Below are 14,931 nucleotides of genomic sequence, written 5' to 3' on the forward strand. Positions count from 1 at the left end.
ATTCTATGTTTTAATCAATATAATCTACTTGCAAGCTAATCTTCTTTGGTAGCTCCTTAAGATTTGTTTTAGCCACTGTATATGGATAAGATATAACCTGTGGAACTAGCTCATCTGGCCTTGGATCTTTAAATAATGCATAGACTGTTAGTATGGTATCGTCTTTTTCCTTTATCAAAGTCATTTTGTCAATATCTACAGAATAACCACCAGTAAGTTTTTCGCCTCTCGTCACAACAACGTAGACATCTTCATCAATCTTTATTGCAAGAGCTCTTTCCAGCATTCTGTATCTTGGTAGGATTTCTTGAATCTTTTCAGGTATTTCTTGACCTTCTACAATTACAAACCCTACTTTATCATCGCCAGCAAAAAATCTTGGTACAACTTTAATAACAATTGCTACAAATACTATTAGAATAAGTACTGCTATAATCAGTTTCCAGTTTACCTTTGGAAATTTCGGTAGTTTTATCCCCTTATTCATATTTCTCACCCCTTCTATTACATATCTATTCTCTATAAGCTTCAATTTATGTTTATTCCTATAATCAGTAAAATATTCAAGGGTATGGGTAAGAAATAATAAAGAATTCATAAAAAAACCCCCTCATGGTTTTATTCATGAGAAGGCTTATATAATTAAATTATTTTTCTGCTACAATTGCCTTGGATGCATCTACTATGGCTTCGACTGTCAATCCGTATTTCTCCAATAGCTCATCTGGTTTCCCAGATTCACCGAATGTATCGGCAGTTCCAATTCTCTTTAGAGGAACAGGACAGTTTTCAGAAATAACCTCTGCAACAGCAGAGCCTAAGCCTCCAATTATGTTATGCTCTTCTACAGTAACTATTTTACCGGTTTCCTTAGCAGCTTTGATTATTAGCTCTCATAAATGGGTTTTATTGTATGTATGTTAATTACCCTCGTAAAGGGACAATGTCCCTTTCCTTGAGTTGCTGAAAATAAAAAGCATTGAATTTTCAAGTATTTTTGTAAAAAATTACGGATTTTTATTCGATTATCTTAAGTTAACAATATTACAACCCTGTCCCCTTGGTTTGTTAATTATCTTCGTAATAAGGTAATTCGTCCTTTTCAACTTGTTCTACATATGTATCTTCATCAATAAGGCTTGATCCAACCCCTCCTATATCAGCTATGGTTTTATAATCAAAATGATTGGGAGACTTAATAATTCCATTCTTTACTCCTAAACCAATGTAGATGATATCAAAAGTACAGCCATTTTCTAGATGAAAACGAAAGCTTGTGATTGGATCTTCATATTCTCTTCGGTCTTTATTATCCTTATATTCTAAACGAGTGAATAAACTTGTTACTCGCTCTATTTTACTTCTGTCTGTTATAACATATTTTTTAGCTTCATATGGATTAGTGTATCTGAACAGTTCAAGATATTGAACATCTTCAGAATCAAAGTCAAGAACAATCCTTCTCTTTTGTGAACATCCTATAAGGACAATTAATATAATACAATATAAACAAACTAGAAAAATAAACGTTTTCTACTACACATATTTTTCATGTTTATTCCACCTATTCTCTACAATCTATTAATCTAACTGAAATTGAGTACTATAACGAATCGGCTTCACAATCAGATTCATAGATATTTTCTATACTTTCTATACTTTCTGACTTGGAGCTGATTTTTTATGTGTAAAAAAAATGTTGTTAAATAATAAATTCTAAACAAAGCAAGCTTTTTCAGAAGCTAGGCAGAAAATCTTTTGTCCAGCCTTTGTAGAGTTGTTTAAAACCTCTGTAGGTATTACTTGAAAAAGCTAAGATTAATAGTTGACGACATTGAAGGTTTCTGTCCCTTTGTCCCTTTCCACTCGTATAAAGATGTTATAAGAAATCTAATATCTGGGATTCTGCTTACCATCTGCCTATATTTTTCATGACTGGCTTTAGAAATATCGACTAATTCACCATTCCTTACCAAATTGATATTTTCTCCTGCTTTACCTTCATAAATCACTTCATTTCCTTCGCTGTCATAAGGATAAAACCCATCCCACCTTAAATCAATCATACTGTGTTCTACTACAATATACATTTCCTCCCCTGAAACATTGATAAAAGCATTAACAGGCTCAAATCCTAAGAAATCCTCACTCAAAGCTTCTTCTGATATCACCCCATAGTTCTTCAAGGGATAGAGCGCATAATATTTTTGAAAGCCTACTGAAAGAGATGAACTGTTAGGATAGGAATAAAATATAATATCTTCATCGTATGCATTCTGAGCAATCACCGCTGTTAACCCATTGGCATGATAATAAACAAACCCTTCTTCAAATTCAGGTTCAAGGACAAAATCATCATATACCTGCTTCTTCATATCCTTTAGGATAACATTTCCCAATATTTCTTCTGTTCCGTCCTGATAAGTCACCGCAACTTCCACTTCCAGGTCATCTTTTTTTCCTCCAAATAAATCCGCAGGCACCTCATAGATATGGGTTTCATCCCTGTTGGGGAATGTATAGGTTACTACCCATGGGTCTACATTGATATACTGATCAAGAAAATGTGTCTTATATCGAAATATTGTAGATGCAATATTATGGATGCCCGTTGTCTTCACTTGGGTTGTGATTCTGCCATCCCGATATTGGGCTGTTACTTTTGCCTTTGAATTTGACTGCCCGATCACTATCCAGACTGCAAAAAGGATTACGATCACTGTGATTCCGATAAAAAATCTTTTCATAGTTCCCTCCTTGAATGAATCAAATAATCAGCATCTTATGTTCTACAACTCCAGGGATACTATAGGGTACTATCATTTCTTCGCCATATAGATAAAACAGATATTCCTCATAAGACATCTCCCCAATAAAGTCTCCGTAAGGATCTTCCACAATGATTGAATCATCTGAAATGCTTTCGTTAGGCTCCTTCACGATACTTGAATCATCTGTTGGGGCTGCATATGCAAATGAGGTCCCAATAGACGATACCAACATGAGCATTATAAACAGAGCAACAAGTTTTCTAGTCATTTTTTTCATTTTAATTCCTGTTCTTTATTATATTATCAGAGCAAATATACAAAATTTGTCATATTTTGATATTTATTTCATTACAATTCAATTACATTTATGGTAATTTCTGAAGTTTCATTTAACCAAAACAAACCCCTCTCTTTTTAAAGGGAGGGGTTTGTTGCATAATTATATTATTTTCTTATTTACTATTTTACATTCCTTTAACAGCCTTTGCTATAGCCTCTGCTGTCAATCCATACTTCTCCAACAGCTCATCTGGTTTACCAGACTCACCAAAGGTATCGGCAGTTCCAATTCTCTTTAGAGGAACAGGACAGTTTTCAGAAATAACCTCTGCAACAGCAGAGCCTAATCCTCCAATTATGTTATGCTCTTCTACAGTTACTATTTTACCGGTTTCCTTAGCAGCTTTGATTATTAGCTCTTCATCAATGGGTTTTATTGTATGTATGTTAATTACCCTTGCATTAATTCCTTCTTGGGCTAATGCTTCACTTGCCTCTAGGGCTTTACTTACCATGATGCCTGTTGCAATAATTGTTATATCATTTCCATCCTTTAATGTAACTCCCTTGCCAATTTCAAATTGATAATCTTCATCATTTATCACTGGTACATTGGGTCTTCCTAATCGAACATACACAGGACCATTCTTTTCAGCCACTGCAAATATAGCCTTTTTTGCCTCAATACCATCTGCTGGCACAATTACAGTCATATTAGGTATAGCCCGCATGCAGGCGATATCCTCTAGGGACTGATGGGAAGCTCCATCTTCTCCTACTGTTAGGCCAGAATGAGTTGCACAGATTTTCACATTCAATTTAGGATAGGCTACTGAATTACGGATAATTTCGAAGGCTCTACCTGTGGCAAACATTGCAAAGGTGCTAGCAAATGGGATTTTGCCAGCAGTTGCTAAGCCTGCTGCCATACCAATTAAATTTTGTTCTGCAATTCCAACATTAAAAAAACGATCTGGAAATTCTTTGCTAAATCCATGGGTTTTTGTAGATTTTGATAAATCAGCATCTAATACTACAACATTTGGATTTTCTTTGCCAAGCTCTATTAAAGCATCACCGTATGCATCTCTAGTGGCAATTTTAATTGTCATTATAATACACCTCCCAGTTCTTCCAATGCTTTTTCTGCTTCTTCTTTTTTGGGAGCATTACCATGCCATCCAACCTGATTTTCCATAAAAGAAACGCCTTTTCCTTTAACAGTTTTAGCAATAATTACAGTTGGACTGTTTTTAGTATTTTTTGCTTCTTCAAAGGCTTTAATCAGTTCCTCAAAATCATGTCCATCACATTCAATGACATTCCAATTGAAGGCCTTAAACTTGTCAGCCAAGGGATTTATCCCCATAACCTCTTCATTTGGTCCATCTATTTGAAGTCCATTATAATCAATTATGGCTGTTAAATTGTCAAGCTTGAAGTGAGCTGCTGCCATTGCTGCCTCCCAAACAAGACCCTCTTGAAGCTCTCCATCACCCAGCAAAGCATATACCCTTGAGTCTCTTTTATCAAGTTTATTGGCAATTGCCATTCCACAGGAGGCAGAGAAACCTTGCCCCAATGAGCCAGTAGACATTTCAACCCCTGGAGTACCCTTCATATCTGGATGTCCTTGAAGCATAGCATCTATTTTTCTTAGTTTTAAAAGCTCCTCCTTTGGAAAAAATCCTTTTTCCACTAAGGTTGCATATAATACAGGGGCACCATGTCCCTTTGAAAGAACAAATCGATCTCGGTCTTCCCATTTGGGGTTCTGAGGATCTGTTTTCATTACATGAAAATAAAGCACGGTTAAAATATCTGCTGTTGATAAGGAGCCTCCGGGATGCCCAGAACCTGACTCTGCCAACATCTCTATAATACTTTTTCGAATTGAAGTTGCCGTTTTCTTTAATGACTCATTCATTTTCATTCTTTTTTTCTACCTCCTGACGGTTATTTAAATTTCTTGATTTTACAATACCCCTATTATTCGATGATGGGACTGTTAAGTTTTATTTATTTCTTTAAAGCCTTCACCTAGTACCTCATGGATTGTAGTTACCATAATAAAGGCCTTATCATCAATTTCATGAACCAGCTTCTTAAGCTTTGCCACCTGAGCTCTATTTACAACACATAATAGTATATCCCGTTTAGTTCCAGTATACAAGCCTTTTCCTTCTAGGGCAGTTACTCCCCTTCCCAGCTCTTCCATTATTTTTTTTGCGATTTCATTAGGACTATTTGAAATAATGTAGAAGGCTTTTCCGTATCCAAGACCCTCAACTATAAAATCAGCTACTTTTACTAATATGTACAAGGCGATAATGGAATATAATGAGGTTTCAATATTTTTTTCCACCAAACCTGCAGCAGCAACAATAATTAAATCTAATACCATCATCAGCTTAGCTGTGCTAATTGAAGGAAAGTAGTGATTTAATATGGCACCGGCCAAATCAGTACCACCAGTTGTTCCTCCATATAAAAAAACCAAGCCTAGGCCAACCCCCATTATTACTCCTCCATAAATACTAGATAACAATAAGTCGCCTGTTATCATGGCTCCACTGCCAAATAAAATAATAAACAGCCTGATAAAGCCTGATAAAGCAATGGTTGCATAGGCTGTCTTAATACCAAAAAGTTTACCAAGCACATAAATTCCTGTAATAAATAATGGTATGTTAAACAGCAAATTTGTAACATCAATCGGGATTCCTGTGATTTTTTGAATTAATATAGCAAGGCCAGTAACACCTCCTGGTGCAATGGTATTTGGTTCTAGAAAGAAAATAAGACTAATAGCCATTAAGGCACATCCTATAGTAATCCCTATATATTCCATAATTGTTTTGTTTTTTTTGCTTATCACCATTATTACTATACCCCCTATTTCTATACAACTATCCTTTAATTAAAAATTCAACTAGAAATTTAGGGAGAAGAAGCATTCTCTTATATCTCTTAGGCTCTTTCATTAACCTATAAAACCATTCTAACCCTAATTTTTGATAAGCCATAGGTGCTCTTTTGGCAGTACCGGCATATATATCTACGCCACCGCCAAGTCCAATAGCTATTCTACAGTTTAATTTATCCTTATTATCATCAATCCAGATTTCCTGTCTTGGAGCACCTAAGCAGACAAATAGCACATCAGCCTTTGAGCTGTTTATGCTATTTATTATTTCTTCATTTTCCTCTTGTTTAAAATACCCATGCTGGGTACCTGCTATTTTTATTCCATTATATTTATTTTCAATATTTTCTGCCGCTTTTTCCGGTACGTCAGGTTTACCACCAAGAATAAATACTGATTTTTTGCTATTCCCACAATAGCTTAATAACCTATGGGTTAAATCTACACCTGTTACACGTTCCTTTAGACCTAATCCCTTTAGTTTTGAAGCCATAATTAGCCCAATCCCATCAGGTACAACTAAATCTCCATCTTTCAATATATTCAATAGCCCTTCATCTGCTTGAGCCAACATAACTATTTCTGGATTAGGTGTGTAGACCTTCATAAGCTTATCTTGGTTTAAAAAGCCAATAAGAGCTTCCACTGCCTCATGTTGGCTTACAGCATGAATTGGAACATTCAATATTTCAACCCTTTTCAAGTTATTCACCCTCTTTAAAAATATCCATTAATACTTCTCTATTCATTTCTGATTTATGCTTCATGCTTTCTTTAATTTTCTGTAGCTTTCCTGAATAGCTCTCCTTATTATTCAAGACACCTTCTATTGTAGTACATAAATGTATAAAATCTAAGTCCTTAACATTACCACCGCTCTGCTGTCCAGCTATTTTTAGAAAGCTATTAATCTTGGGATCATATTCTAAACCAACCATTGGTACTAATGCAATAGCTGCAAAAACTAAGGAATGAAGTCTCATTCCAATCAGTAGATCAAACCTACTGATAATGCTTAATATTTCCTTCGGTAAGTATGGCTTTTCTATAACCTTCCCACTAGTTTCCATTAATTCTACTATTTCTAAAGATATTTTAACATCATCGGGGTATTGCATTGGAATAAAAACAATTTGGTAATTCATCTTATTTAGGTAGTCTGCAATTTTTGCTACTATCTGTTTATATTTATTTTCATCCTTCCAGCTCCGAACTGAAATACCTATTAGCTTTTTATCAGTAAGTAGTTCTTCACTTTCAAGTATCAAGTCGATATTTTTTTTATCTAGCAATTCCATACTAAAGGTAACATCTGCTGTAACAATAATGTTTTTATTTACACCAATTGATTTCATCAGCTCTTTAGCTTGAAAGTCTCTAACAGTAATGGCATCAACCTGATTTATAATATAAGCAGACATTTTTTTGTTTATGGCTTTATTGATGGGTCCAAAGCCATTTCCATAAAACATAACTTTTTTACCCATCTTTTTTGCTATATAAATTATAGCCAAATAGTACATTAATGAACGGCTACTGGTTACATCCTGAAGAACAGAGCCCCCTCCACTAATTACAACATCAGCCTCTTTAATAGCACGTATTATTTTACTAAAATCATTTCTACTAACAGCTCTAATATGATATTTCTCTTCTGTTTCCTTAGCCTTATAGCTTAGGGCAGTAATTTCAATATCACAGGAGCTTTGTTTTAATTGTTCAACTATAACCTCTAGTATGGCCTCATCTCCAGTGTTCTGAAAACCATAATAGCCAAATAAAAAGACTTTCATCAGCTACTCTTCCTCTCCCCACATGAAGTTTTCTTTAGTCAGTTATTGTGCTTGATCTTCAACAACAAATACTGTTGTATTAACCTCATATAGATTAGTGTAAACCTTTAAAGGCATTCCTACACGAATTTCTCTTGAGCCTATGATAATACTTCTATTGGTTATAGTACCAAAGCCCTTCACTGTAATAAGCATATCATATTTGCCAGGAATTTGTGACTTCACTATTTTACCGTCCTCTGTCTCTACAAGCTTTTCCGCTGCAGTAACCTGTTTATCAACTATTTCACCAAAAAATTGGTGGTTTTCTGAGAAATGAAGTCGATCACCTTCTTGGATAGCATTAGTAGTAACATTTCTCACATCATGGATAAAGATTTGAACTAGTACCTCAGATTGCTCTGAAATAGCTACTGGTTGATTGTTGGTATACCGTTGATATCCCCATGACAAGCCAAATATTAATACTATTATAATTAGTATATCAAATATATTAATTTTTCCAAAAATTCTTCCCTTATTATCTATTAGCTTCATCTTTTATCACCTCGTACCCTCAGCAATTTATGATACACCTCTACAGTTTGACGTGCCATTTCCTCCACAGAATATAATTCCATTACTTTCTTTCGAAAAAAACTTCCCCGGTCCTTCACATCATTTTTAGGTAATTCTAGAATTTGTTTAACATCTTCAAATAACTGACTATCTGATTCAATTATCCCAATATTACGTCCTGTAAAATTTGTTTCCTGAGCCAAATGAAATTTATCTTCTGTGAGTATTCCTAAATAGCCTTCTCCACCTGCAAGAATAATTGATTTTTCCATAGCCATAGCCTCTATTGCTGTTCTACCAACTGCTATAACTACATCAGCCATATTAAGTATGTTTGGTATATCAGTTCTTTTGCCTATAATTTTAATATAATGCTTATTGTTTTCTATTCCCTCAGCATGTTGCTTTATACTGTTTAAACCCTCTCCATCTCCAACGATAATTATTTCTATATCTTTAAAGTGATTTTTTAGCTTTGGAGCAATATCCACCACCATATTTGCAATGTCCACCAATGGCCCTGTTAATCTGCTGATATAAACAACCTTTTTGCTGGTTTTTCTTAAGGCAAGCTCCTTTTCTATTTCATGGTGGTCTGCATCGGGATGAAACCTTTTCATATTGATGCCATTGGTTATAACTGTTATTTTGTCGGCATCAACATCGAAATGCCTTATTAGATGCTGCTTGGCATCATTACTTATTGCTATTATCTCGTCTCCCCAAAAAGTTAAGTGCTTCAAGGGCCATCTATAGGTAAACAGCGCATGGGAAGTTGACATAAAGGGTATTTTAAATCTTAAACTAACTAATTTAGAAATAAGAGCAGCTATTCTTCCATGTGTATGAATAATATCTGGTTGATATATTTTCACAGCATTATTAAAGCCATTAATGGAAGCAATGATATCCATAGGACTTTTACTATTTAATGGACATTCTACATGACTTATGTCATAGTTTTTTAACTCCTCGACATAAATACCTCCACTAGACATAACTATAGGTTGATGACCCATTTCCTTTAGCTGCTTTGCCAGTTCTGTAACATGGGTTTCCGCTCCACCAATATCCAGTCCAGTTGTTGGTAGAAGGATTTTTAATTTCTTCATAAAGTAAACGCTCCTTCTATACTCATATAATCACTGTCTGATTTTTATTAAAAAAAGACTTCCATATTTCTATTGCGGGAAGTCCTATAGGTTATCAAGTAACCACTTTATTTCTGAATAGTATAAGATCCCTTAACCATTAATATAGCATCGGAGGTAGCCTTAACTCCTCTACCATCATCTCTTGGAATTATCAACAAGTGGTTTGTTGGTATAGCTTGATCCTTTCCTATATCATTACCATTTGTAACATTTGATAATCCACCCAGTTCACTAACAACAGCTAATGCTTTTCCACTTCTTAATATTAGCTCTGTACCTTGTCCAGTAATAAGACTTTCACCATTTTTCAATTCCACAAGTTGAAAAGTACTACTGCTTTCACCTTGCTCACTTGTTCCTCCACTGACATTGGCTAGCCTTTGGTCAACATAAAATTTGAACTGCTCTATTCTTTGTTCAACATATGATTGTGTTACTAAAGGATCTTCAGTTGATCCAGGCTCTGCTTGGTTTCCATAAACAATTTGTGCTATTAATAGCAAAAACCCTATAACTAGAATAGAGGTAGATATCCGTTTTCTTTGAGTATTCAGCATATGTACTCCTCCTTGATTTATCGTCAGTTCAAATAAGACCATTTGTTTTTATTATTATACTATACTATTTAATATAATTAAAGATTTTCATTTTACAGCTATGTTTCTATTTAATTACATTTTCAAGCTTTTTACTATAGTTTAATTTTTTATAATACCCCTGTAAAAATCCTAGCAGAAGATTATATCTATTACTAAGCTGTCTAAACTGCTTATATGAAAAACCTTCTTTTATAAGAATTTTATCGGCTTCTTGAATTTGCTGAAGATTAGCCTTTATGAAGATTTCTGCTGCACTGTTATCTTTTACCAGCTGCCCCTTCATGCGATTCAATAGTATAAATCCATCAAAAGCCATAGATTCTTGAGTCTTAAATTCCTCCATAAGCTTAATTTTTTGCTGTAGTTGTTCTTCATCCAGGATAGAAACCTCATTTATTAGCCTCGGAATTATAGGGCAGTTTATTTCATACATATATAAGTTACTAAAATTAGGATTCCATTTGTTTAATACACTAATAAAATTTCTGGTAGTTTCCACATGATCACTATGGGCATCTATTAAAAAGGGTGCATAAATAATTTCGGGATTTACCATATCTAAAATATCATAAAGGCGCCTTTGTAGCTCTTCTGATGGCTGTATACTACCATCTGGCTCTTCCATAAAGTATATTTCCTTAATACCGATTTGATCTTGTATTCTTTTTGCTTCCTCTTTTCTAGCTCTTATAATCTGTTCTTTAGGTAACTCTGTATTACTGCCGCTCCCATCGGTTATATATACACAATGGATGGAGCTTCCCTTCTCAGCATGCTTAATAAGTGTCCCTCCCAGACCAATTGTTTCATCATCCACATGGGGGGCTAAAACCAATACCTTGCAACTATTAATTTGAAACATATTTTCTTTGACTATTACCCTTCTACTACTCCATCGATAATAGCTCCATAATACTATATGGTTCATCAAAGTTAGTGGATATTTTAGTATTGCCTTTATAATACGCTTTGCCATCTTCCTCATTCCTTTAATAGGTATCGGTTTCAATTGGCATCAGATACCAGTTATTTTTTTTATATAATTCTTGACTTAGCTTCTCATCAAATGACTTTACTGCAAAGGGAATACATCCCCTTGATTTGATAAATCCTGCCTTTTTTAATTCTTTTGTATGTGACATGTGGTCTAGCCCCCATGCTGAAGCAAAGTCAACCTTGTTTTCATTAAAATATTCAGTAGCCTGATATAGTAATTGATCAATAGTTTCAATATCCAATGCGACCAAATCTACAATAGTTCCCACCTTCATAAGGTACTTACCTTTAACTTTTTTTTCTTCAATTTTTAATACAATATAACCCTTTAGATTATTTTCTGTAGCACTAAATACTTGATATTCAATATCCGGATGATTTCTAATTCTCCAATTTAAATAATTGCTACTGCGTATTGATAGATTAGAATACATATCTTTATATTTGTCCCATAGCTCATCAAAGCTGCTATCAAATTCATTTACCTTTTTAATATCATATGTTAGCCTTTTCTTTATCTTACTTCTTTTAATTATTTTAAGAAAGGCTGTTAATGGTTGAGATAAGAGCCTTGCTAATCCTTGATTTTTTATAAATATTGAGGCAAAGGAATTAACATTATAAATTTGAATATATACAGGTATATTACATACTAAAGTGCCACCCAATTTTCTAATAATCCCCTCTAAGGTGGAGGGGCTTGGGAAGCTATATCTAAAAGGGATATTTCTTTCCATTCCTAATTCATAGGAGTAAAGGGATAGTTTTTCATAATATCCCCTTCTACGATGATTTTTATGGATCATTGCATCGATGGATTGCCCCCCCATTATATTATGATCACCAATTTTCATCAGTGAGGGCAGAAGGGTACATTGTCCAATAATGTGTTTATCCTCCTCTGCCAAAGCTATGATTGAAGTATTAAAAGGATTATCTCTAAATTTCCAGTACCAATGCTCCATACTTCTATTCATATTAAAGGTACTATTGAATAGCTCCAGTATTTGATTTTCATCACCAATTTTATACTCTCGAACTAAGGACATCTTTTTCCCTCTATTCTTTATAGAATACACCTATACATCACTTAATAACTAATAATATAGTTTAGAGCACAGGGCGCTGTAATTGATCACGAATCTAAAATTTTAAAATGCTAGAGTTTGATTGACTTATTCAACAAATTAAAGAACCCTATAGGTATCTTCTAATTTTTTAACCATAACCCTAGAATCAAAAAATTTTAACACCCTATCCTTCCCCTGCTTTCCTAGCTGTAGCCTCATATCATCATTTGTTATAAGCTTAAGCATTTTGTTAGCTAATCCTTCTGCATCACCTGGGGTGAAATATAGTCCAGCCTCTCCAACCACCTCTTGTATGCTATCAAGACTTGTTGCAACAATTGGCTTTTCAAGAATCATACCCTCCGCCAGCACTAATCCAAAGGCTTCATTAACAGAGGTTAGTACAGATATATCTAGAATATTAATTAATTCATTTATATTTTCAACAAAGCCTGTAAATATAACATTTTTATCTATTTTAAGTTCTCTACCATATTCTTTTAATTCACTTTCCATAGACCCTTTTCCTGCAACTATAAAGGTCACATCACGGGTATTGTCTAATACTAGCTTTGCAGCTTTTAAAAAGGTTTTATGATCCTTCTCAGCCTCTAGTCTAGCAACCATTCCAATAACTATTGGAGTCTTAATTTTTAGCTCCTCCCTCATATCAACCTCTGATAAGCTTTGGAAGCTTTCTACATCAATGCCGTTGTGGATAACCTTTATGAATTTGTCCGGTACTCCTGCCTTTACTAAAGAGACTGCAACAGCATCTGAAATTGCAATAATTTTATTAGTTAATCCTTTCGACATCAGTTTTATTAGTTGTCTGTTGCCAGGGTTTTGCTTCCAATGTTTTGTCATAACTATTTTTATACCAAGTAACTTTGCAGCCAGCCTACCTGCTAAACTAGCATGGACATGAAGTATTTGGGGCTTTTCATTGTTTAGTATTTTTAATATTTTAATAAATAGCTTAGGATCAAAGCTTTTTGGCCCAATGGTTTCTGAAGCTAAATGTATCTTTATATTTGTTTCCTTAACTAATTTATGATATAGCTGACCCTTTCCATGGCAGATCACCTGAACATCAAATTCCTGTCGATTGCTGTACTTTAAAATACTCATTAGATATTGTCCTGCCCCACCAAAATTGTGATCAGAAATAACATGTATTACTTTAACCACGGCTCTCCTCCTGTCCTATTGTCACACTACAGATTGTTGCACCCAATAGCATCCAAAATGCAAATAATATTCTTGGATCATACCATACATAATCTACGAACCCATGTAACATATGTCCAGCTATTGCTGCTAATAATCCATAAACAATAAACTTATTCTTATTTTCTTTCATCTTAGTAGCAGATAGAATTGACCATTTTATTAGAGCAGCCAGCATTAACATAAAGGACCCTAAGCCAAGTATACCAAGTTCTGCAGCAATTTGTAGAATTAGATTATGAGAATGGACAGCTAATGCACTTCCATAAACAAAATATTGATACATATACGAAAATGCAGGAAGTCCCAGTCCTGTGCCTCTTAACCAGTTATATCTAATTAGGTCTATTGTTCCAATCCATATAGAAATTCGATAGGCATTTGAAGTGTCCTGTAAATTAGTAACGGATCCTAATCTTCTTAATAATAGGTCTGGGGACAAAAAGAGTACTCCTATTCCTAAAACCGCCATAAGAAAAATTAATCTTTTATCTATTAATAGTGCCATAACCACCACCGCAAAGATAAAGGCTAACCACCCTCCCCTTGAGAGGGATAGAATTAGTCCAGTGGCAATTAACAAGTTGCATAGACCATATAAAATACGATTATTTACTTTATACTCTGTTAGCATGATAATTATACCCATCATAATTGTTATAACTAAATATTTTGCAAGTACATTAGGATTTCCTAAGGTTCCCATTGCTCTCGTGGTTATTTCACCAAATTGCTCTAAGTCTACCCATGTACCTCCCATGGAAATATTAAATCTATATTGTAAAATAGCATATACACTCTGAAAAACAGCTGCAAAAACATTAGCCTTCAAAAAATTCATCAGCTTTTGTCTATTGTCTAATGCAAATATTAAGATATAACCAAATATAATTCCGCTTCCATATAATGTTAGTGTCCTCAAACTACTTCCCCGAAAAGGAGAAGTTACCACAGATAACAAAAGAAATGCAAAGAATAAAAGGAAAAATGGTTCTACCTTTAATGATTTAACTTTAATATTATTAAATACAAAGCTAACAAGTAAACCTAAAGCCAGCAGAGTTAAATTTGTAGAATTTGTAAAGGGGATTATAAATGCTACTGTGTATATTCCCCTTTCAATTTTGAAAAAAGAATAATATACAACGTAAGCAAGTCCTAACAATTGCAACAATGAATTGTTGGACAATATCAATAGCATTACTGATAAGGTCAGGATGCTATAGCTCCTAACGACAGTTTTATTTAAAATTTCATATGGTATACAAAATATTTTATAGGACCAACTTATAGGAGCTGTCCTTTTTATGGTCTTTACAATACTTTTAGCAATTTTCCATATATACAAGCAGGTCCTATAAAATATTGTTCCTACAAAGCTAGCACGCCAGGCCTGAAAAAATCGATAATCTTTTATAATACTTCTATAGAACATGCTATTCTTGATTGCTACGCCACAAAAGTTTCTTAGTTTTTCCATGAATTTATAGGCCATGCTCTCTGTAAAAAACATATATAGAACTGCAAAGGATTTAATTATTATACTATTCTCCAT

The 14,931-nt window shown here is 34.1% G+C and carries 15 protein-coding genes and 1 pseudogene; all 16 read right to left on the bottom strand.

All coding sequences use genetic code 11. The features are described from left to right. Window positions 1–10: 10 nt before the first annotated feature. Complete coding sequence (locus tag BLP68_RS07835; protein WP_242876941.1) at window positions 11–598, bottom strand: protease complex subunit PrcB family protein; 588 nt, start codon at window positions 596–598, stop codon at window positions 11–13. 49 nt (window positions 599–647) lie between these two features. Continuing rightward, window positions 648–931 (bottom strand): annotated as a pseudogene (locus BLP68_RS22375) (transketolase C-terminal domain-containing protein); the annotation flags it as partial. An 868-nt stretch (window positions 932–1,799) separates the two neighbouring features. Further along, on the bottom strand, window positions 1,800–2,747 hold the full coding sequence (locus BLP68_RS07845) for a hypothetical protein (RefSeq protein WP_091542097.1): 948 nt from the start codon (window positions 2,745–2,747) through the stop codon (window positions 1,800–1,802). A gap of 19 nt (window positions 2,748–2,766) precedes the next feature. After that, on the bottom strand, window positions 2,767–3,048 hold the full coding sequence (locus BLP68_RS07850; protein WP_091542100.1) for a hypothetical protein: 282 nt from the start codon (window positions 3,046–3,048) through the stop codon (window positions 2,767–2,769). Window positions 3,049–3,235: 187 nt separating this feature from the next. Continuing rightward, complete coding sequence (locus tag BLP68_RS07855) at window positions 3,236–4,162, bottom strand: transketolase family protein (RefSeq protein ID WP_091542103.1); 927 nt, start codon at window positions 4,160–4,162, stop codon at window positions 3,236–3,238. After that, complete coding sequence (locus BLP68_RS07860; RefSeq protein ID WP_091542106.1) at window positions 4,162–4,983, bottom strand: transketolase; 822 nt, start codon at window positions 4,981–4,983, stop codon at window positions 4,162–4,164. Before BLP68_RS07860 ends, BLP68_RS07855 begins: the two co-directional genes overlap by 1 nt. 75 nt (window positions 4,984–5,058) lie before the next feature. Further along, entirely contained in the window at window positions 5,059–5,931 is an 873-nt protein-coding gene (locus BLP68_RS07865; protein ID WP_176758920.1) for a YitT family protein, read from the bottom strand. A 28-nt stretch (window positions 5,932–5,959) separates the two neighbouring features. Continuing rightward, on the bottom strand, window positions 5,960–6,679 hold the full coding sequence (locus BLP68_RS07870) for a WecB/TagA/CpsF family glycosyltransferase (RefSeq protein WP_091542109.1): 720 nt from the start codon (window positions 6,677–6,679) through the stop codon (window positions 5,960–5,962). A 1-nt stretch (window position 6,680) separates the two neighbouring features. Continuing rightward, the gene (gene csaB / locus BLP68_RS07875; RefSeq protein ID WP_091542110.1) at window positions 6,681–7,769 is read right to left on the bottom strand and encodes a polysaccharide pyruvyl transferase CsaB; all 1,089 of its coding nucleotides are present in this window, start codon (window positions 7,767–7,769) and stop codon (window positions 6,681–6,683) included. Between the two features lie 42 nt (window positions 7,770–7,811). Then, window positions 7,812–8,306, bottom strand: coding sequence for a DUF4330 domain-containing protein (locus BLP68_RS07880; protein ID WP_091542114.1), 495 nt, complete (start codon window positions 8,304–8,306; stop codon window positions 7,812–7,814). Next, window positions 8,303–9,439, bottom strand: coding sequence for a glycosyltransferase (locus tag BLP68_RS07885; RefSeq protein WP_091542118.1), 1,137 nt, complete (start codon window positions 9,437–9,439; stop codon window positions 8,303–8,305). Before BLP68_RS07885 ends, BLP68_RS07880 begins: the two co-directional genes overlap by 4 nt. Before the next feature lie 107 nt (window positions 9,440–9,546). Continuing rightward, window positions 9,547–10,038: a hypothetical protein gene (locus BLP68_RS07890; RefSeq protein WP_091542121.1), complete on the bottom strand. Its 492-nt coding sequence runs from the start codon at window positions 10,036–10,038 to the stop codon at window positions 9,547–9,549. Window positions 10,039–10,144: 106 nt separating this feature from the next. Next, on the bottom strand, window positions 10,145–11,056 hold the full coding sequence (locus BLP68_RS07895; RefSeq protein WP_176758921.1) for a PIG-L deacetylase family protein: 912 nt from the start codon (window positions 11,054–11,056) through the stop codon (window positions 10,145–10,147). Window positions 11,057–11,069: 13 nt separating this feature from the next. Continuing rightward, on the bottom strand, window positions 11,070–12,125 hold the full coding sequence (locus tag BLP68_RS07900; RefSeq protein WP_091542127.1) for a GNAT family N-acetyltransferase: 1,056 nt from the start codon (window positions 12,123–12,125) through the stop codon (window positions 11,070–11,072). A gap of 138 nt (window positions 12,126–12,263) precedes the next feature. Further along, window positions 12,264–13,337 (bottom strand): glycosyltransferase, encoded by a 1,074-nt coding sequence (locus BLP68_RS07905; RefSeq protein WP_091542130.1) that lies wholly within the window; start codon window positions 13,335–13,337, stop codon window positions 12,264–12,266. Continuing rightward, window positions 13,330–14,931: an O-antigen ligase family protein gene (locus BLP68_RS07910; protein WP_091542132.1), complete on the bottom strand. Its 1,602-nt coding sequence runs from the start codon at window positions 14,929–14,931 to the stop codon at window positions 13,330–13,332. The genes BLP68_RS07905 and BLP68_RS07910 overlap by 8 nt, the downstream gene beginning before the upstream one ends.

The organism is Alkaliphilus peptidifermentans DSM 18978 (genome assembly GCF_900101495.1).
Lineage (GTDB): Bacteria > Bacillota > Clostridia > Peptostreptococcales > Natronincolaceae > Alkaliphilus_C > Alkaliphilus_C peptidifermentans.